Source organism: Saccharothrix xinjiangensis (assembly GCF_039527585.1).
Lineage (GTDB): Bacteria > Actinomycetota > Actinomycetes > Mycobacteriales > Pseudonocardiaceae > Actinosynnema > Actinosynnema xinjiangensis.
Map to the genome: position 1 here is coordinate 39,847 of NZ_BAAAKE010000037.1, position 19,225 is coordinate 59,071.

The 19,225-nt window shown below is 68.1% G+C and carries 15 protein-coding genes and 3 pseudogenes; 6 read left to right on the forward strand and 12 right to left on the reverse strand.

All coding sequences use genetic code 11. The features are described 5' to 3' along the window. Nucleotides 1–40: 40 nt before the first annotated feature. Nucleotides 41–1,111: an integrase core domain-containing protein gene (locus ABD223_RS39730; protein WP_344042807.1), complete on the forward strand. Its 1,071-nt coding sequence runs from the start codon at nucleotides 41–43 to the stop codon at nucleotides 1,109–1,111. A gap of 180 nt (nucleotides 1,112–1,291) precedes the next feature. On the opposite strand, the gene ABD223_RS39735 is transcribed toward ABD223_RS39730, so the two are convergent. Together ABD223_RS39735 and ABD223_RS39740 are read right to left on the reverse strand one after the other, a co-directional pair. Next, complete coding sequence (locus ABD223_RS39735) at nucleotides 1,292–3,097, reverse strand: helix-turn-helix domain-containing protein (RefSeq protein ID WP_344042809.1); 1,806 nt, start codon at nucleotides 3,095–3,097, stop codon at nucleotides 1,292–1,294. Nucleotide 3,098: 1 nt separating this feature from the next. Beyond that, nucleotides 3,099–3,416 carry a hypothetical protein gene (locus ABD223_RS39740; RefSeq protein ID WP_344042811.1) on the reverse strand — a complete coding sequence of 106 codons (318 nt, stop codon included), beginning with the start codon at nucleotides 3,414–3,416 and terminating at the stop codon, nucleotides 3,099–3,101. Between the two features lie 902 nt (nucleotides 3,417–4,318). Between ABD223_RS39740 and ABD223_RS39745 the strand changes: the two are divergent. After that, nucleotides 4,319–4,731, forward strand: a pseudogene (locus ABD223_RS39745) (trehalase-like domain-containing protein); the annotation flags it as partial. Nucleotides 4,732–5,496: 765 nt separating this feature from the next. Here ABD223_RS39745 and ABD223_RS39750 read toward each other — a convergent pair. The 4 genes from ABD223_RS39750 to ABD223_RS39765 form a co-directional block, all read right to left on the reverse strand. Beyond that, on the reverse strand, nucleotides 5,497–5,769 hold the full coding sequence (locus ABD223_RS39750) for a hypothetical protein (protein WP_344042813.1): 273 nt from the start codon (nucleotides 5,767–5,769) through the stop codon (nucleotides 5,497–5,499). 121 nt (nucleotides 5,770–5,890) lie between these two features. Beyond that, nucleotides 5,891–6,994 (reverse strand): hypothetical protein, encoded by a 1,104-nt coding sequence (locus ABD223_RS39755; RefSeq protein WP_344042815.1) that lies wholly within the window; start codon nucleotides 6,992–6,994, stop codon nucleotides 5,891–5,893. Beyond that, a complete protein-coding gene (locus tag ABD223_RS39760; protein WP_344042816.1) occupies nucleotides 6,991–7,578 on the reverse strand; it encodes an RNA polymerase sigma factor in 588 nt (195 codons plus the stop codon). Before ABD223_RS39760 ends, ABD223_RS39755 begins: the two co-directional genes overlap by 4 nt. Further along, nucleotides 7,575–7,871: a hypothetical protein gene (locus ABD223_RS39765; RefSeq protein WP_344042817.1), complete on the reverse strand. Its 297-nt coding sequence runs from the start codon at nucleotides 7,869–7,871 to the stop codon at nucleotides 7,575–7,577. The genes ABD223_RS39760 and ABD223_RS39765 overlap by 4 nt, the downstream gene beginning before the upstream one ends. A gap of 322 nt (nucleotides 7,872–8,193) precedes the next feature. Between ABD223_RS39765 and ABD223_RS39770 the strand changes: the two genes are divergently transcribed. Next, on the forward strand, nucleotides 8,194–9,291 hold the full coding sequence (locus tag ABD223_RS39770) for an integrase core domain-containing protein (RefSeq protein WP_344042819.1): 1,098 nt from the start codon (nucleotides 8,194–8,196) through the stop codon (nucleotides 9,289–9,291). A 183-nt stretch (nucleotides 9,292–9,474) separates the two neighbouring features. Then, nucleotides 9,475–9,690 (forward strand): hypothetical protein, encoded by a 216-nt coding sequence (locus ABD223_RS39775; protein ID WP_344042821.1) that lies wholly within the window; start codon nucleotides 9,475–9,477, stop codon nucleotides 9,688–9,690. A gap of 15 nt (nucleotides 9,691–9,705) precedes the next feature. Here ABD223_RS39775 and ABD223_RS39780 read toward each other — a convergent pair whose 3' ends face one another. The 4 genes and pseudogenes from ABD223_RS39780 to ABD223_RS39795 all read right to left on the reverse strand — a co-directional run. Further along, a complete protein-coding gene (locus ABD223_RS39780) occupies nucleotides 9,706–11,448 on the reverse strand; it encodes an ATP-dependent helicase (protein WP_344042823.1) in 1,743 nt (580 codons plus the stop codon). Beyond that, nucleotides 11,445–13,187 carry an ATP-dependent nuclease gene (locus tag ABD223_RS39785; RefSeq protein WP_344042825.1) on the reverse strand — a complete coding sequence of 581 codons (1,743 nt, stop codon included), beginning with the start codon at nucleotides 13,185–13,187 and terminating at the stop codon, nucleotides 11,445–11,447. Before ABD223_RS39785 ends, ABD223_RS39780 begins: the two co-directional genes overlap by 4 nt. Before the next feature lie 229 nt (nucleotides 13,188–13,416). Then, nucleotides 13,417–13,533 carry a universal stress protein gene (locus ABD223_RS39790; RefSeq protein WP_344042827.1) on the reverse strand — a complete coding sequence of 39 codons (117 nt, stop codon included), beginning with the start codon at nucleotides 13,531–13,533 and terminating at the stop codon, nucleotides 13,417–13,419. Between the two features lie 378 nt (nucleotides 13,534–13,911). Then, a pseudogene (locus ABD223_RS39795) lies at nucleotides 13,912–14,579 on the reverse strand (IS256 family transposase); the annotation flags it as partial. A gap of 468 nt (nucleotides 14,580–15,047) precedes the next feature. On the opposite strand from ABD223_RS39795, the gene ABD223_RS39800 reads away from it, so the two are divergent. Next, the gene (locus ABD223_RS39800) at nucleotides 15,048–15,731 is read left to right on the forward strand and encodes an integrase core domain-containing protein (protein WP_344042829.1); all 684 of its coding nucleotides are present in this window, start codon (nucleotides 15,048–15,050) and stop codon (nucleotides 15,729–15,731) included. A 33-nt stretch (nucleotides 15,732–15,764) separates the two neighbouring features. Continuing rightward, nucleotides 15,765–16,261 (forward strand): annotated as a pseudogene (locus ABD223_RS39805) (IS5 family transposase); the annotation flags it as partial. A 184-nt stretch (nucleotides 16,262–16,445) separates the two neighbouring features. Here the strand turns inward: ABD223_RS39805 and ABD223_RS39810 are convergent. Then, nucleotides 16,446–16,865 carry a hypothetical protein gene (locus tag ABD223_RS39810; RefSeq protein WP_344042831.1) on the reverse strand — a complete coding sequence of 140 codons (420 nt, stop codon included), beginning with the start codon at nucleotides 16,863–16,865 and terminating at the stop codon, nucleotides 16,446–16,448. Then, nucleotides 16,862–18,739, reverse strand: coding sequence for a hypothetical protein (locus ABD223_RS39815; RefSeq protein ID WP_344042833.1), 1,878 nt, complete (start codon nucleotides 18,737–18,739; stop codon nucleotides 16,862–16,864). The genes ABD223_RS39810 and ABD223_RS39815 overlap by 4 nt, the downstream gene beginning before the upstream one ends. Nucleotides 18,740–19,225: the final 486 nt, after the last annotated feature.

A 19,225-nucleotide genomic window follows, 5' to 3' on the forward strand; every position in this document is an offset into this window, starting at 1 on the left:
TGATCGCGCACCATGAGCCGTGGAGGCATGATCGCAAGGCATGGCGTTACGACTGGTGTACCTGATCTTCGTCCGGGTCGTCGGCTGGTTGGTTCTGCTCGGCCGGTCATCGGCGGCCAAGGACGTGGAGCTGCTGGTGCTGCGGCACGAAGTCGCCGTGCTGCGTCGGGTCAGTCCCCGCCCGCGGTTGGACTGGGCCGATCGCGCGGTGCTCGCCGCGTTGGTCCGACGCCTACCCGACTGGTTACGGCAACACCGGTTGGTGACACCGGGCACCGTCCTGCGGTGGCACCGGCGTCTGGTCGCGAGGAAGCGGACCTACCCGAACCGCACCGGCCGACCTCCGATCGACGACACCATCGTGGCGATGATCGAACGGATGGCACAGGAGAACACCGGGTGGGGCTACCGCCGAATCCAGGGCGAGCTGCTCAAACTCGGCCACCGGGTAGCCGCGTCAACGGTTCGCCGCGTGCTCAAGCGCCTGCGGGTACCGCCTGCGCCCCAGCGTGACACCGACATGTCATGGCGCAGACTCCTGCACGCCCAGGCAGCCAGCCTGTTGGCCTGCGACTTCTTCCACGTCGACTGCGCCGTCACCCTCGAGCGCGTCCACGTGTTCTTCGTAATGGAGGTCGCCACGCGTTACGTGCACATCCTCGGCACCACCACGAACCCGGACGGCCCTTGGAGCACGCAACCAGCCCGCAACCTACTCATGGACCTCGGCAACCGGGCCGGCGACTTCCGGTTCCTGATCCGCGACCGGGCCGGACAGTTCACTGCCTCGTTCGACGTGGTCTTCTCCGCCACCGGCATCCAGATCGTGAAGATCCCACCACGGTGCCCGCAAGCCAACGCTTACGCCGAACGGTTCGTCGGCACCGCCAGACGCGAAGCCACCGACCGACTGCTCATCATCAACGAACACCACCTGCGAGCGGTACTCGACCGCTACGTCTCCCACTACAACCACCGCCGACCACACCAAGCCCTACAACTCATACCACCGCGACCAGACCGGCTGATCGCAGAGCCGGGCCACACCTCGATACGCCGCCGACCAGTCCTCGGCCGCCTGATCAACGAGTACGAACCCGCAGCCGCCTAACCGCAGGTCAGACCATATGGCCGACTTCTGGCACCTCACAGCCTACGCTGGTGGAGATCCGGCTGCCGAGGTCCCTGGACGGTGGTGCGGAGTTCGTCGCGTGGTGGAACATCAGCAGCGGCCGGTTTGGTGCAGTTCCGAGGTCGACGTGGCGGCGCTGGAGTTCACCGCGAGCGTCGACTACAAGGCAGCGTGTGGTGCCGGGTCGTCGAGATCGAGCGCGTGGACGTCGCCGTTGGGGATCCACATCCACCCGTGGCCGACGAAGTCCTTCACCCGCACCTCGATCCGCCGGAAGTCCGGCGCGCGCAGGGTCGTGTGGCCGGGCAGGATCAACGTGGAAAACACGAGCTCCGACAGCACGACGACCAGGTCGGCGTTGGGGAATTGGTCGAGCGCGAGGTGTGCGGCCTCGCTGTTCAGCAAGCGTGAAACGAGTACGGAGTCCTGTCCGGGGAATCCGTTCGCGCCGTCCATGGTGGCGCCGTGGTGGATGGCCAGGCGCAGTCGGGCCCGCGCTTCCGGGATGCGATAGCGGTTGGCCGCGGACAGTTCCGCGTTCAGCGCACGGACGTACTGGTCGACGACCTGGAGCTCGGGCGCGTCGGACGGCAGGACGGCCCATTCCTCGTCGCCCCTGGGCTGGCGCAGCCAGGTCGAGCGGTCCACGCCGGCGGCGGCGCCCGCCCGATCCAGGGAGCGGGCCATCAGGCCTTGGAGGTCGTGCTGCAGCTGGTCGTCGGCCGCGCCGTAGCGCCGCAGGTCACAGCAGACCAGCAGGCTGCGCCGGAAACGGTGGGCGAGAGTGTCTCTGCGCGCCAGGTCGGCGATGAGGTGTTCGGCGAGGAGGGAGGCGGCGTCGCGCAGACGACGGCGCACGGTGCGTACGTCGACGCCTCGGACCTCGGCCAGCGATGTGAGGCGAGGTGTCAGGCTGGTCGCGCCAGCATGGGGCTGCGATGCGGACGGCCCTTCGGGGCCGCCGATGTTGGCCGCGGTCAGGAAGGTCGTGCGTAGGTCGGCGGGCAGGTGAAGAGAGGCGTCTGTGATCAGGGTGATCAGACGCTGGCGTTCGCTGCCTCGGACGCCTCCGGAGACGCGGTTGAGCAGGCGGAGGAGGGCGGGACCGATGGGTGGAGGCGTGGCGTAGACGCCGTGACCGCGGCAGAGGTGTTCGAGTTCTCCGGTCACCGTCTTCACGTCGAGGGTGATGGTCGTGCCGTCGGGAGTGATGATCGAGTCACCGCCCTCGAGGACGTGTTGGAGGGCCTGAGCACCGGTGACGACCGGCGCCCGGACGACCGTGGGGCCTTGGTGGAAGTAGACGTTGTCGGTGATGTCGTGGGGTGCTTCGGCTGCGCTCGGGGGGAGGTGGGGGGTGGTGAGGCCGGCGGTGACGAGGGCGGTGTTGGTGCGGGCTGTGGTCCAAGCCGCGCGCTGCGCCGTGTTGTCGATCCCGCAGGCGTCGAGGAGGGTGTTGAGCGCGGTGGAGGGCATGACGGTGTTGGTGTTGCGGTTGAGCAGGCGCGCGAGGGTGCTGCGGGGGATGCGATGTCCGGTTTTGTCGGTGGCGTTCTCGATGTCGCGCAGGGTGAAGAGTCCTCGGGAGCCCAGCAGGGCGGCGACGGCCTCGGTGAACTGCCGGGGGGTGTGGGCATGGTCGCCGGGTAGTCCGGTTCTGCCGGCGGGGTGGGTGATGCCCTTGGCGTGCAGGACGGCGTTCTTCCACAGTGCTTCGGCGTGCTGGAGCGCGGTGGTCAGCTTGGGCTCGTCGAGGCGGCAGGCGGTGACGTAGTCGCGCACGGTGTCCAGGGTGGGCAGGGTGTCGCCGCTCGCGGCCTGGGACAGCGTCGAGACCGCGGAGGGGACGCCGGTGCCCATGTCGGTGTAGGTGAGTTCGGCCTCGATCCGCAGGGCCCGCAGGAACGCCGCGAGGGCGCCCTGCGGGCTGCGGGGGTCGGCCAGGGGCTTCTCCTGGCGGCCCATGTCACTTCCCGACAGGTGCCGGGGTGCCGAGGATCGCGCCGGTGACCTTGATCGCGACGTGGCCTGCCAGCAGCGCGATTGCGCCGACGATCTCGACCGCGAGCAGGGGGTGCAGCTCCAGGCGCACCAGTACGACCAGCAGGACGGCGGTGATCGTGGTGAACACGCCGGTGAACAGCAGCGCCGCGCGGAGCAGGTGTACGCGGCTGTCGGTGAAGTCCAGCGCGGTGGTCGAGCAGGAGCGCAGGACACGCACCCGCATCCGCTCGATCGTGCCGGGTTGCGCCGCCATCAGCGCCGCTAACAGAATCGCGAGCAAGGCTCGCCTCCTTGTGTGGTCGTGGTCCAGACTCGGCCGTGATCACCGACCTCCGGGGAGCTGGCGACTCCTCGGTCACGCGACGGTGTCCGCGCCTGGCGGACATTCTGGCCACCCGTTGGTGGTGTGCACAAGGGAAACGACGGTGTAGAAGGTAACGGGACACCAGCCGAAAAAACGCTCCCGAGATTCTCGACAGTCCGCCCGCATAGTGTTTCGCCGAGTGTCTCGTCTCGTTTCACCGGTGTCCTGGTTTTGCTGGTGCGGAGCCTGGGTTGGTGTGCGTTCGACCGGGATACGCTGTCCGGCGTCCTGCATTGATCTGGACTTGTCCCGTGGTATGGCGAAGCGGTCCAGGCGGTCAGAGCTGCCTCGCTGGTCAGGATGGCTGCTCTGAGCAGGGGGTTTGTCGCCCGTAGCCAGTGTGACGTCCCTGCGCCTTCGGTAGTTGGGGCGTGTCGGGGAGTTGGCTTGGAAGTTGGCCCAACTGGGTATCGTTTATGCGCCCTGGAGTGCATAAACCTACGTACGCCACCCCGGTGAGCGGGGTGCTCCGGTTGTTGATCTGTGGTCCAGACGACAAACGGTCCGAGGTCGGGTCCCAATCTGGCGTGCGGGACAACGCGAGCAAGGCTCGACGATCGGCTTCGGTGTCGCTCTGAAGCCCCGATGGGCGCACGCAAGGCTGCGCCCATCGGGGCTTCAGCCGACTGGCTCGTCGACGTCTACATCCGGCATCGCGCCGTGCACCGAGTTGATCCGGGTGGGCCAGTACTTGCGGATCAGCTCGTTGTTGTGCCCGACTCCGCCCTACGCTACGACGTTGATCCTGTGCCGCTCGAAAAGTCATCGTCACAGGTCACTGGCGTGAGCAGGGGTACGGAGCGACCACGAGAGAGCTGGTGCGGTTGCTGTGCAAGCGCGAGGGCCTGCGCGTGGTGGGCACCTCGGAGCCGATGGTGCTGCGCTCACCCGGCGTGGACTGGCAGATCACCTCCGACGGCCAGCAGGAGACCGCCACCGCGGTCGTCCGGCCGCGCGAGGGCGCGCCGATCCCGCCAGGGGCTGCGCTGCGGCACCGACGACCTGTCTCCAGGCCACCCTGGGCGAGCCGGAGCGGCGCGCCCGCGCCGGCGCGCACTGGTCGGACTGGGCCGCCACGCTGAAGCTGCCCACCGTCGAACCGGACCTGGTGCCGCGCTCGGCCCTGACCCTCAAGGGCCTGGCGCACCACGACACCGGCGCGATCATGGCCTCCACCACCACGCCGCTGCCCGAGGAGCTGGGCGGCATCCGCAACCGAGACTATCGGCACCGCCAGCCGCACGACGCCACACCGCGAACCCCCGATAGCCCCCGGGAAGCACCCCGAACGACAACATCCAACCAGAGCGATACAGTCATACAGCACACCACGAGTCGCCTTCAGCCGAACCCGAAGACGCGACCACTTGACCAACCGATATGTTGCAGACCCAACCCCTAGAATTGCCCAGATCATGGCCTGACCTGCGGAAACACTAAATCAGCAGGTGGCGACGGTGCAGTTGAACGCACTTCATTGCAGTCCACTCCGGTTCATTCTCCTTGAATCCTCCCAATCGCCTCCCATCTTCCTCCCACTGCAGACCTATGTCGACCGCAACAGCCGTCGAACACATGCGCGAATCAAGTGACTTGGGTCGCCCAAGCCGCCAGAAACCTCGTCATGGACCTCCGAGACGCAGGAAGCACCGCACGATTCCTGATCCGCGACCACGAGTACCCAGCACCGTACGACGCCGTCCTCGCCGCGCGGGCATCGAGGTCGTCTCACCGGTGTCCGGACTCCACGAATGAACGCGATCATGGAACGCTGGATCCGCACCTGCCGGAGGGAACTGCTCGACCGAACGCTGATCCGGAACCAACGGCACCTGACGCCACGCCGTGCGCGAGCGCGAGCGGTTCTACAACACCTACCGACCCCATCAAGGCATCGCCAACGCCAGACCGCTACAACCGCTGCCTCAGCCGGCCACCGGTCAAGCAGCCGTCACCCGACTCGACATCCGCCGACGGCAACGACTGGGCGGCACCCTCAACGAGTATCACCACGCCGCCTGACCCGCACGGACGACATTCCCGGCAAGCACACCGTCAGCACGATGACGGTGAAGATCAGCAGCGCCATCAGGTGCCGGAACTTCAACCGGTCACCGAGGATGGCCGCGAACCCGCCGGTCGGGCTGCCGTCAGAGCGGGGATACGGACCAGACCCGGAAGCTGCCTCGTCCCCGGTCTTCCCGGTGCCGGCGTCTCCCGTCCCCCGGTCCTCGTTGTGACTGATGTTGATGCCGTCGTGCACCACCATGCTGTGCACCGTGCCGGCCACCCCGCCGGGTGTCGCGCCGCTGCTCACCGTGCCGACGTGCGTGTCGTCGACACCCTCGTCGTCGACACCCTCCGACGACTTCCCGCCCGAGGAGCAAGGCTCAGTGCGCCAACTCCCACTGCAACCTCAGCTCGGACCGGTCGACCTCTTCCGCGTCCGGGTTGCCGAAGCACCGGACCAGGGCGGCGCGGACCTCGGCGAGATCGGCGCCGCGGCTACGCAGCCGGCCCGTCGGGCACGACAGGATCAGCCTCCAGTGATCGTCCCCGGCAGGGTGCTCGGACAGCATCGGCAGCCTTGTCGCCTGGTGCCACGCCAAAACTCGATCGGCGTCGGTGACGGTGGTGAACACCGTCTCCCGTCCGTAGGTGCACGCCGACGTGACCGACGTGACCGAGGACCGTCGCAGCTTTCCACCGGTGGCGGCCCTCGCCTCGGCGGCGTCGATTACCTGACGCAGCACGGCAGGCAAGTAGTGCGGCCGCCCGGTCCACCGGTCGGACAAGGCTGGTGACAGCGGCAGGTCATCGCCCCTGTGCGGGATGTTCCACACCCTGGCGAGTCCATCGCGGTCCGGGCAGAAGTCCGTATTCGGCAGGAGCAGCCAGCTGCGCCGATCGTCGTGGACGTCCTGTTCGGCGTCGACGGCGAGGTGAGCGGCGCGGTTTTCGGCGTCGGCGATGATTTCGTCGGCCTTGGTGCGTGCGGTGGACAGGATCCCGGCCGCTGCAGTGAGCGCGAGGGTCAACACGGCCTGGATGCGGTCTCGTGCGGCGGTGGTCCGGGCGGCGTGGTCCTCGATGCCGCGCAGCAGCCCGGCGGTCTCCAGCGCCCGGTAGGCGGTGTGTTCCCGCTTGGTCCGCGTGTCGGCGTGCTCGCCGTCCAGCGCGGTGCCCGCCATGGCGGCCGTGATTCCCGGATCGCGCGTGGCCTCCAGCAGCGCGTCGGCGGTCCGCAGCATCGCCTCGGCGTCGGCCGCCCGGTAGCGGGCGGCCATCGCGAAGAACTCGCGGGCGCGCTCCAGGTCGCCGTCGGCCAGGTGCTGCTCGCCAAGGACCATCGCGTCCTCGCCCAGGCGCAGGGCGTCCAGGCCGGTCTTGCGAGCGGCGCTCTCCTCAGGGCTGCGCGCGGCGAGCCGGGCGCGGATCGCGGCCATGTCCAGCGGCGGGTCGGGCTGGTGGTCGGGTCGGTGGGTGCCGTTCATCGTGGGATCTCCCAACTCGTGCTCGGCGTGCGGTCGGCGGGTGCGACCAGGTGCTCGCGCAGGCGCGTCAACGCCCTGGCGCGCAGCTTCTCTAGGCTGCTCAGGCTCATGCCCAGCTGCCGGGCGGCGTGGGGCTGCGACAGGCCCAGCACGTCGACGGCGACGATCACCCGCCGCTGCTTCTCGCTGAGCAGCCGGGGCAGCTCGGCCAACAGCCGTTCGTGGTCGACGCGGCCCAGCACTGCCAGGAACTCGTTGCCGCTGTCGGGGTCGGCGTGGGTGAGCAGCACCTCGTCGTCCACCGCGACCGTGCTGGTGAGGCGCCGGTTCTGCTTGCTCCAATGGTTCATCACGTCGTACTTGATCGACCGCTGCAGCATGACGACGACCTTGTCGGGCTCCATGCCGGCGGCATCGGGGTGGTGCTCGATCAGGTCCACGATCGCGTCCTGGACGAACTCCTCGACCAGATCGGGTTCACTGGACAGCGCACCGCGCGCGTAGCGCCGCACCTGCGGCAGCACCGCGGTCAGGATTGCCGCCAGCCCGTCGTCCGGGCCGGCGGCGGTGGGCGGCGGGTTCACGCGCTCGCGTCCTCCCCGGCCACATGACCGCGGCCGGGGCCGTCGCCGGCTGCGGTCGGCCGCACGGTCATCGACCACCCCGACCCGTCGTTCTCCGCGACCGTGATCTCGGCACCCGTGCCGGTGGTGCCCAGCACCTCGGCCAGCTCCACCATCGTCCTGCCGCGGACCCTGGCGCGCGAGGTCCTGCCCCGCTGCGCCACCACCTCTCCCGCCACCCGCGTCACGCTCGTACCACCCACCGGGCCGAACAGCCGCCCCGGGTCCGGGTTCCCGATGTCCGTCGTGATCATGACCGCTCTCCCGTCATCCCAGCCGGCGGGCGCCGACACCCTGTACCTCCCGCCACCACGGCCGACCCCGCACATCCCCGACGAAACTCTTCCCGACCGCGGCGGCCGGGTCGTCGAGACGGGCGAGGAACCCAGCACGGCCTGCGGCGGACGAGCGGAACGCCGAGGTGGCGCGCCCGGTCAAGCGCCGCAGCCGGCCCTGTGCCTGCCGATAACCTCATCCATGCAGGTAAGAAGCATAATAAGGACACAGGCCCGGGATGGCCCGCAGAGATGCCCGTGTTCCACGGGCTCGTCGGGTGACGCGGCATGATGACCGGCTGTGCTGCTCCGACTGGCCTACCTCGGCGTCACCAACGCCTTCGTGCTGCTGCGCCTGTTGCCCATGAGCGACCGGGACAAGGACACGGAGATCCTGGCGCTGCGGCACCAGATCACCGTCCTGGAACGGCAGCTCGGTGACGCCCGTCCGCGGTTCTCCCCCGGCGACCGCGCGTTCCTCGCGGCACTGCTGCACCGACTCCCGGCCGCCACGCTTCGTCGACTCCGGCTACTGCTACGTCCGGAGACAGTGCTGCGGTGGCACCGAGACCTCCTCGCGCGCCGCCACGCCGCCAGGTCCCGCCCGAAGCGGCCCGGTCGACCGCGCACCATCCACTCGATCCGACTTCTGGTGCTGCGTCTGGCGCGCGAGAATCCCGCCTGGGGCTACCGCCGTATCCACGGGGAACTCCTCGTACTCGGCATCAAAGCCGCAGCCTCCACCGTCTGGCAGATCCTCCAGGACGCCGGGATCGACCCTGCTCCCGAGCGCACCTCGACGACCTGGTCGACCTTTCTCCGCTCGCAGGCCGACGCGCTCTTGGCCTGCGACTTCTTCGAGACCACCACCCTGAGAGGCACCCGCCTGTACGTGCTCCCGGTCATCGAACACGCCAGCCGCCGAGCCAGGGTCCTGGGCGCCACCGCACACCCCACTGCATCCGGGGTCACCCAAGCCGCCAGAAACCTCGCCATGGATCTCGAGGACGCGGGCAGCACCGCACGATTCCTGATCCGCGACCGGGACGGAAAGTTCCCTACCCTGTTCGACTCCGTCCTCGCCGACGCGGGCCTCCGGGTCGTCCTCAGCGGAGTCCGTCTCCCGCGCATGAACGCGATCATGGAGCGCTGGATCCGCAGCTGCCGACGCGAGCTCCTCGACCGCACCCTCATCCGGAACCAACAGCACCTACTCCATGCCCTGCGCGAATACGAGCACTTCTACAACACCCACCGACCCCACCAGGGCATCGCCAACGCCCGACCGCTACAACCACTGCCACAACCGACCGCCGATCAAGCGACCGTCACCAGACTCGACATCCGCCGACGGCAACGACTGGGCGGCATCCTCAACGAGTACCACTACGCCTCCTGACCTGCACGGACAACATTTCGGCAAGCACACATTCACGGTCGCGGCTCCAGTGCCTGCTGATAGTGGTGTAAGTCAGTCAACACTGAAACTATAAAGTCAACTCACATCTGAGATGGGCCGAACAGCAGGAGCCCGCGTTCGTCTTGGCCAACCCGTTGGGCTGCAGGCTTCAATCCTCACGGTGTGAAGCGCCTCGGGGACCCGGCCCAGGAGCTGCACGTCGCTGTGCAGCAGGCGCGGGCGGCCATACCCGACGCGCCGGACGTCGCCGAGACCGTCGTGGCGAGCAACGCGGCCGAGAAGCTCGCCGATGCCACCCGGCACGCCGGACCGCTTGGGATCGGCACCCGCGGGGCGCTCGCGCCGATTGCCCGGTCGTGGTCATCCCGCCGAACGTAGCCGGCTAACGGACGTTCAGAGCAGTTCGATCTCCCCGACGTACGGGCTGACGCCGTCGTCCCAGCGCCTCCACCTGGTCAACCTGAAACCCGAGTAGAAGATGCGGAGGTCATCGCGCGCCCGCGTGACGGACACGTAGAACTTACGCCGGTCCTCTGCCCGCCGTTCCGGCGTGTTCGACATGTGGCTGGGCATGCGGCCGTTGTCCGCGCCGACGAGCAGCACCACGTCGAACTCCAAGCCCTTGCTCGACGTCGTGGTGATGACTTCCACTCGATCCTGGCGCAACGCCCGCTGGGTCAGCTCGCGCAGCGACCAGGTGCGGATCACCGCCTCCATCTTCCGGACTTCCGGTGCGTCGGCTGCCAACGCGACCTGCCCGAGCACATCGCCCAGGCCCGCCTGCCGAAGCTCGTCGAGGAAGGTAGTGGCCGCTTCGTCAGCCCGGTCACCCCATTCGACAAGCACGCTGACGAGCTTGCGATCGTATTGGGGTGTCCGTGACGGACCGAGCAGGTGCCGCCACTGCTTCAACAGGTCCCCGAGCCGGTAGCCGCTCGTCTCCCTTCCCGTGGCGGCCCACGTAGCGGCGGACTCGATGAACCTCGTCAACGAGTTCGGCCGGTATTCCTTCTTCACGTCGCGGTAGAACACTGGGATGCCGGCTCTACGCAACGCGTCGGTCACTTCTAGGCAGAGGTCCCGCGTCGGGCACAGCACCGCGATCTCGTGCAGCGCCACGCCGCCGCTGTGAGCCTCCCCGATCACGTCGACCACGCGCTGGTACTGGTCGGGCAAGCCACCTGGGCAGTAGATCCCTGCGACCGAACCGCCCGGCTTGTCACCGACCATGGGAACTCGACCGGGTCGCATCATGTTGGCTCGCTTGATGATCTCGTCCCGGGACCGGTAGTTGCGGGTCAGCTCGACAGAGGTGAGATCCGTCCGCGCGGCCAGTTCGTCGAGCAGTTCGGGCCGGGTACCGGTGAACCCGAATAAGGCTTGGTCGGGGTCGCCCACCGCGAACAGCTCGGACCCGGTGAGGTAGTCGAAGCACAGGGCCTTGACCACTCGGTCCAGGCCGGGCGACAGATCTTGGTACTCGTCGACGTACAGGTGTGGGAACTGGGCGTTGAGCACCTGGCGCACGATCTGGTGGTTCTCGACCAGCTGCACGGCGATCTCGACCAGTCCGCTGAAGTCGTGCAGGCCCCGTTCCTCAAGCTTCGCTTCGTAGTGTCGGGCAGCCTCGATCAGGCCCTCGCCGGATTTCGCCCAGTCCTCCGCGCTCGCCATGCGGGTGCGGTTGAAGTTGATCGTGGTCGCGACGTTCCAGGTGTCAGCGCTCGGGTAGGCCTCGTAGATCGCCTCGTGTAGGAGCTTCTGGCTCTCTTCCTCGCTCGCGATCGTGATCGAGGCAAGTTCCGGACGGCCAACGGCGTGCGCGAACGGGGCTACGACCCGGCGAAGCAGAAAACTGTGCACCGTCCCGATGAAGAAGTTAGGACGGTCCTCGGTGCCCAGCCGCTCCATCCGGCGGCGCAACTGGTCGGCGGCGGCGTTGGTCAGCGTGATGCACGCTGCCCCCTGCGGCCGGTTGATCTTGTTCGCCAGGTCGTAGGCCATCCGTGTGGTGAGCAGCTTCGTCTTGCCACTGCCCGGCGGGGCGAGCACCACGCAGTGGCCTTCGGTGGTGAACGCCTTCCACTGGCAGCCGTTGTTCTTGAGCTCGTCGATCGACGCCGAGAGGTTGCTCAACGTTCCACCAGGTACCGCAGAGCGCCCTCGACGTGGCTGGACGGCGCGATGTCGAGCTGGGCGAGGCGCTGGGCGTACCTGCCCTTGCCGCCCGCGTTCTTCAAGATCCTCTTGAATTCCGCCAGATCAGGCGCGGCGGCGCCCCACGAGTCCACGTCGGCCGCCGACGGGGCCGCGCAGAGCTCCTTCAACGCCTTGAACGACGGGACGATGTTCTCCTTCGGCCGTGAGGTGATCAGGTCGTATTCCAGCGTGGTATCGCCGACGAAGATGCCGTGCTCGGCCGGCGTGCCCCCGAGCTTCAGCAGGCTGAGCAGCTCGGTGGCCCGAGCCGCGCCGGCCGAGTTGCCCTTGCTGTCGACGTCCCCGTCGGTCACCACGGCCCACGGAAGGCCGAGCGCGTCGCAGAACCGGACGTAGGAGGAGAAGTGCGTGCCGTGCACGGCGCAGACCGAGATGCCCTCCTTGTCGAGGTCGATGCCCATCGACTGGGCGAGCCTCGGCATCAGCACCTCCTCCGCGTAGCCCTCGACCAGCAGGACTTTCCTGGCGAAGACGATCTCTGCGCGGGTCGCGTCGAGGTAGCGCGCGATGTCGTCCCACTCGGCCTGGGTGAGATCGGCGTCGCGGGCCTGCGACGCGGTGGTCGTGCCCTCCGCGTTGTGCAGGACGACCAGGCAACGCGGGTCGGTCACACTGGCGATGTGCGGGGACTGGGTGGTCACCAGGGCGGTGTACGCCGAGTCGCGCGCGGCGAGAAGCCTGCGAAAGACCAGCCGCTGCAGGTGCGGGTGCAGGTGGGCTTCCGGTTCCTCGATCGCCATCACGACGTGTGCGATGTCCGGCTCGTTGATCATCCGGGCGTCGAGGCCGAGTTCCTGCAGCGCCAGGTAGATCACGTTCAGGGTGCCCAGGCTGGCGCTGCCGAGCGGGCGGTTCGCCTCGCCGTCCACGAACAGCCGCATCGCGCGGATGAGGCGAGCCGGCTCGTCCGGTGCGGCGGCGAGCTTCGTCTCGACCGCCTGCGCCGATCCGACCATCTCCTCCAGCCTGCCGCCGATGTTGGTGCCGAGTTGCTTGATCACGTCGAGACCGTTGAGCTTGTCGTTGGCCTCTTTCATGGCGGCTTTCACCTCGGTCAGGTCGCCGCCCTCCGCAGCGGCCGCCGCGGCGGCAACGAGCAGGCCGCGCAACGGGGACTTGCGCCAGTTTCGAATGTCGGCCTCGACGTCGCGGAGCGCGTGCATGAACACCAGGTGCAGGCTCGCCAGCATCTCCGAGCTGATCTTCTGGTCGGTGGTTCCGCCGTAGACGGCGCCCCGGTAGCGGGGCTTGCCGTCGGCGGTGCCGGTGTCGATGGGCCCGAACCGGTAGGTTAGCCGTGCTCGCGGCGGATCCTCGGCGACCAGGGCACCGCCGAGCGCGGCCGTGAGACCGGCGTCGTGGAGGAAGTCGACGAGGTCGATCGAGGCCTCGATGACGTGGCCCTCCGCCATCGGGTCCCAGTCGGGTTCGCCAGTGGACAGTCCATCCCAGAAGTCCTCCGCCGTGAGCTGGCGGTCCGCGAAGGACATCCGGCCGTCGAGGATCAGGCGCAACGCGTGTAGCAGGTTGCTCTTCCCCGCCCGGTTCTCGCCCACGATGACGGTGCCTGGGCAAAGCTCCAACTCGACGTTGGCCAAGTTCCGAAAATTCTTGACCGAGAAGCGACAGATCCGCATGAAACTTGGACGCTCCATCTATTCGCGGGATTGAAGCTCGAAACATACTCCACCGGGTCACAGTTCCGTCAAATCGAAGAATTGGAGTGGACCACCCCAAGGAGGCCGAGCGAGCCTGAGCTGCAACTATGCATCACTCGCCCATGGCGAGCGCGCCACCAGCACGGCTAACTGGACATCCCTCAGGCGCGAACTGACCAGTTTTTGACCATTTCTCCAGTGGGCACCTTCACAAACCGTACGGCCGTTACTCAGTCGCGCCGGGACGAATGATCGCCAGCGGGTACGGTGCGTTGTAGACGAGCGCCTGGCTGGTCGAACCGAGCAGCATGCCAGCGTATTCGCCGCGACCGTGGATGCCCACGACCAGGAGCTGAGCCTCGGCGCCGTACCGCAGGAGAACCCGGACGGGCGGTTCCGCACCACCACGCGGTGCACCTGCACGTCCGGGTACTCCTCATGCCACCCGGCCAGCCGCTCCATCAGCATCCGCGCCCCGGCCCGATCGCCGCCACTTCATCCTTGGCCGCACCGCCGCCGACCAAGACAGCCCCAACGCACGCACCCGCGCGGCACCCTCGTCGTCGAGCACCTTGAACGCGGGCTTCACCTTCCCACAGTCTTGGTCCCGCACAACCAGGCTCAAGACACCCGCCCCCGCCCACCGGACACCCGATCCAACATCCGCCTCGTCGACCGGGCCAAGAAGTGGTCCCACATCAACGCGGCCACCGCGGCCGGTGAGCGGCCAGACCGTGGTGACCGCGTCGGGCCAACCGGTCAGCCCGTCGCAGACCAGTATCAGCACGTCGGCGACACCGCGGTTGCGCAGCTCCGTCAGGACGGGCAGCCAGTACTTTGCGCCCTCGCCGCCGTCGCCGGCCCACAGACCGACGATGTCGCGGTGGCCCTCGCAGGTCACGGCCATCGCCATGTAGACCGGCAGGTTGGCGACCTGGCCGTCGCGAATCTTGACGTGGATGGCGTCGATGAACACCACCGGGTAGACCAGGTCGAGAGGCTGGTTCTGCCACTCGACCATGCTTTCCACGACCTTGTCGGTGATCGTGGAGATCGTCTGACGCGACACGTCGGCGCCGTAGACCTCGGCCAGGTGCGCGGAGATCTCGCCCGTGGTCAGGCCTTGGCGGACAGCGAGACGACCATCTCGTCCACGCCGGTCAGGCGCTTCTGGCGCTTGGCCACGATGCGCGGCTCGAACTCGGCGTTGCGGTCGCGCGGCACGTCGATCTCCACCGGCCCGACATCGGTGAGCACGGTCCTGGAGCGGGTGCCGTTGCACGAGTTGCGCGTCCCCCGCCCGGCCGGGTCGTGCTTGTCGTAGCCCAGGTGGTCGGTGATCTCACCTTCCAACGCGGACTCCAGCAGCCGCTTGGTCAGCTGCTGGAGACCCTGTGCCGCTCGAAAAGTCATCGTCGCTGGTAGAGCGAGGCTGTCACGGTGTTGGGACTATGGCCGGGTGATCGTGTCCCTGCTGTACAAGGTGACCCGGAAGCTGTTGTCCGTCCCGGCGGTGCTTCTCCGCAGTGAGACGGCCAAGGATGCCGAACTGCTCGTGCTGCGGCACGAGAACGCGGTCCTGCGCCGACAGCTCGTGGGTCCGGTCCGCTATGAGCCCGCGGACCGGTTCTGGTTCCCGCCCTGTCCAGGCTGCTCGATCGTCGCCGGTGGCGGGAAGTCTTCCCGGTCACGCCGGGCACCCTGCTCGCCTGGCACCGCAGACTCGTGGCCCGCAAGTAGGACTACAGCGCGCGGCGACGCATCGGGTGCCCACCGACCCGGACGGCGATCAACACGCTCGTACTGCGGCTCGCCAGGGAGAATCCACGATGGGGACACCGCCGGATCCAGGACGAGTTGGCCCGCCTCGGCCACCACATCGCCCACTCGACGGTCTGGCGGATCCTGCACGACGCCGGCATCGACCCGGCACCACGCCGCAGTGGCCCGACCTGGCGGCAGTTCCTCACCGCCCAGGCCCAGGGCATCATCGCGGCGGACTTCCTCCACCTCGACACCGTGCTCGGCACACGCCTCTACGCCTTGGCGTTCCTCGAACACGGCACCAGACGCCTGCACATCACCGGCGTCACCGCCCATCCGACACAGGCATGGACCGTACAGCAGGCCAGAAACCTCACCGTCGACCTCGGACCCCGGACGGAGTCCCTGCACTTCCTGCTCCGCGACCGCGACACCAAGTACTGCCGGACGTTCGACAGCGTCTTCCAGGCCGACGATCTTCACGTGATCAAGAGCGCGCCGCAGGCGCCTCGGATGAACGCCTACTGCGAACGGGTCATCGGCACCATCCGGCGTGAAGTCCTCGACCACATCCTGATCCTGGGTGAGAGCCATGTACGTCAGGTCCTCAAGATCTACGAGGAACACTACAACCGACACCGCCCCCATCAGGCTCGAGGCCAGCTACCGCCCGAGGCTCAACAGAATCCTCCTGCGGTACGCAACCTGGACACCTACAGACTGCTCCGCACCCGCGTTCTCGGCGGGCTCATCAACGAGCACAGACACGTCGCTTGACCAGCAGCGATGACTTTCGAGCGGCACACGGTGGTCGACACCTCGCACGTCCGCGCGGCGCGACGCGGCCCAAAAGCGGGCCGCGTCCGGTCGACCGCGCCCGGCCGGGCTCCAAGCACTACGTCCTGACCGAGGGCGGCGGCATCCCGCTCGCGGTACTGCTCACCGGCAGCAACCGCAACGACGTCATCGGCCTGGAGCCGCTGCTGGACGCGGTGCCGAACGTGCGCGGTCGGCGGGGTCGACCCCGCCGACGTCCCAAGACCGTCTACGCCGACCGCGGCTACGACCACGACAAGTACCGCCGACGCCTGCGCGCCAGGGGAATCACGCCCCGGATCGCCCGCCGCGACGAGTCCCACGGATCCGGCCTGGGCGTGGTCCGCTGGGTCGTGGAACGCACGATCGCCTGGTACCACGGCATGAAACGCCTACGCATCCGGTGGGAACGCCGCGACGACATCCACGAAGCCTTCCTCGGCCTCGCCACCTGCATCATCTGCTACCGACACGTCCAACGATTCTGTTAGCAACTCTAGTCACCGGCCTCAGCGACAGACAGATCGGCCTGGTCGAGGTGCTCATCGATTGCCCAGTCATCGCGATCACTCGCCCGTCGACACCGGGTGATCGGTCGCGATGGGGAGCACGTTGCCCCATCGCGACCGATCTACCGCGATCTGACGGCCCCGCCGAGGAGCGGGGTTACCACTGCTACCGCCGCCGCGCGAGGTATCGGGGCCTGCCGAGTGCTGGCAGGCGCACGGTGTCGAGCGGGCGTAGCACGGCGCCGATGCGTCCTTCGATCCGGCGGACGAGGATCTCGTCGGTGTCCCGGATCAGGGGTACCACCATCAGGCGGGTCCAGCGGGCGGCGCGCCCGGCGGCCACGTGCTCCTGAACTCGGTCACCGACCCGCGACGTTCCAGCGCGGACGGTGCTTCCGACGTAGCGGATGGTGTTCTCGAAGTCGGCCGCGATGTAGACCGCGGTCGAGAACTCCGACCACACCTTGTCCTCGGTGATCTGCAAGAGCGTCGCGGCGGCCAGCACTCGCCGCAGGAGCGCTGCCCCGGCGAGGTCGCAGGCGGTGTCGTAGTTCTCCGGGGTGAGCGTGCACGCGAAGCGGGTCACTGGGCGTCACCGCCGTCGTCGAGGTCGGCACGCATCCGGGTGGCGCGGCGCCGCGCGCCGCGCCACTCCGAGACCAGGTCGGTGATGTCCGTGAGCGTGTTGCGCACGTTGGGGTTCTCGAATCCCAGCGTGTCGACCAGGGGCACGCCGTCGTGGCCGATCACCTCGCCCACCTCCTGCGCGGCTATCAGCAGGTCGTCGAGGCGTTTCTGGAAGGCATCGATCGCGGCGGCGAAGAGGTCCTCGGGGCTGTCGTGGGTGATGCCCTGCTCGTCGGACAACTTCGCGAGCGTGCGCAGCCGGTCGGGGGTCAGGATCTCGGCCTGGGGGAAGCGCCTGTCCTTCGGGGTCGCGCCGTCCGGCAGCATCTGGGGGTCGCGGTCGGCGCGGCCGTCCAGCACGATCTGGCAGAGCTGGCGCAGGCCGGTGTCGGTCTTGGCCAGCTGTTTCATGATCTGCTGCGGCTCGGTGTTACTGCCGCGACCGCCGAACTCCGAGCGGGTCAGCAGCTGCGTGCGCCCGCCGACCAGGTGGTAGCTGGCCAGCGTAGCGAGCTCGGCCGTGGCGGGGCCGGCATCGTCCCCGTACTGCACGAGCTCCCGGATCGCCTCGGACAGCAGCTCACGGGGGTCGCGGCGGGTCAGTTCGACCCCGCGCAGCACCGACCACCGCCAGGCCCGCTCAAGCGCCGAGCGCAACGACGTGAGCCGCTTGTCCGCAGGGAAACGCCGCAGCGCGACCTCGGCGGCCAACTGGGTGCGTTCCTCAAGTTTGGGCTTGGCGCCGGTGAGGTCGGCGACCGCCTCGTTGACCGCGCGGGCCTGGCGCTTGTTCGGGTGGGGGTTCAGCGCGCCGCACGCCAGGACGGCGACCTCGTCCGGGTCGAGGTCGTGGTCGTGCTCGGTGCCGTCGAGGATGTCGCGGACCTCCCCGGGGGTCATCCCGTCCGGGACCGGCAGCAGCCCGCGCTCGTAGAGGTTGTCCACCGCGGCGTTGGCCTTGGCGTTCAACGTGGTCGCGATGGTAAAGTTCATCGGCGGCGCCATGTGCAGGTGCGCCACGAACCGGCGGCGAGACCGGTCGAACTCGCGCGGCGCCGAGAAGGCGATGATCACGCGGGCGTTGGGCATGATCGAGCAGCGGACCTTGCGGGCCTGCTCGTCGGTGACGACGTCGCTGTCGGCCCACTCGACCAGGTTGCGGTGCAGCATGGCCGCACGGCGGCTGCCGGGACGCAGGTTCCACGCCGCGTCCTTGAACGTGATCCCGAGGCCCTGGTGGGCGGCGACCGTGCGGCCGAACCCATCGGTGGACTCCAGCCTGGTGACCGGCCCGACATCGGTGGTCAGCCGCAGGAAGCTCAGCCACCCCGGCGTTTCGATGCCTCGGTCCTGGATGGACTGGACGTGCGGGTTGTTCTCCAGCATGTCGGTGATCCGCGGGGCCATCGCGTCGATCACCTTGCCGACCGAGTCCATCTCGAACGTCAGCAACGGCTGCCCGTCCACCGCACCGAACCGGGGCATGCCGATCGTGCCGCGGGCGTGCTCGCCCTCGAACCGAATGTTGTCCGGCGACGGCAGGATCCGCCAGGTGAGGACGTCGAACTCGACGTAGGCGAACTCCTCGGCGCCGAAACGCTGGATCTTCGGAGCTCGCAGGGCCTTGCGCAGCTGCTGCTGATCGACGGCGGCATCGGCCAGCGTCTCGGCGAGTTCCTCGCTCAGCCCGGCCGCCATCCCCGCGGCTACACTCTTGGCGATGACCGCCTGCGAGGCTGGCGGGCGCAGCCGGGCACCGATCAACCGATGATCGACAACATCCGATTCAGCGAAAGGGGTCGGCTCGTTGGCCGACGCGGACACAGCGGTCACAGGAGTCCTCCTCGGGCTCTCGACCTGCTGATCACGGTGGTCAGCAGTAGGGCGAGGACCCAGGCCAGACTCGGCGCGTGTCCCCACCTGTCCCTCCCGGCCGGGTGGCCGTCCAGGGTGTGTGGCGCACACCGCCGATCCGCCGATCCTTCAGGACACCCGCCGAACTGTGACGGGTGGAGCCTTGGCTCGGCCGGGCCCCATGGAGGGTCAGCGGCCGAACTGGAACACCGAACAAGCGATGCGATGAAGCTAGCCAACGACCTTACCAGGCCACAGATGATCAACTTGCGCGCGGGCCGCGCCGCAACCTCGATCGATCACTGGGCAACCCGAACTGCACCCACAGGCCCCTGCAATGGCCGCCTCGACGCAATCCTTGCCGGCCCCCTAGTAGGACTTTGTTAGGTCGAGTGATGGGATGTGTGGGCGGTGTGATCTTCTGGTCGGGTGAGGCCGGAGGAGATGGATCGGGTTCGCCCGGTG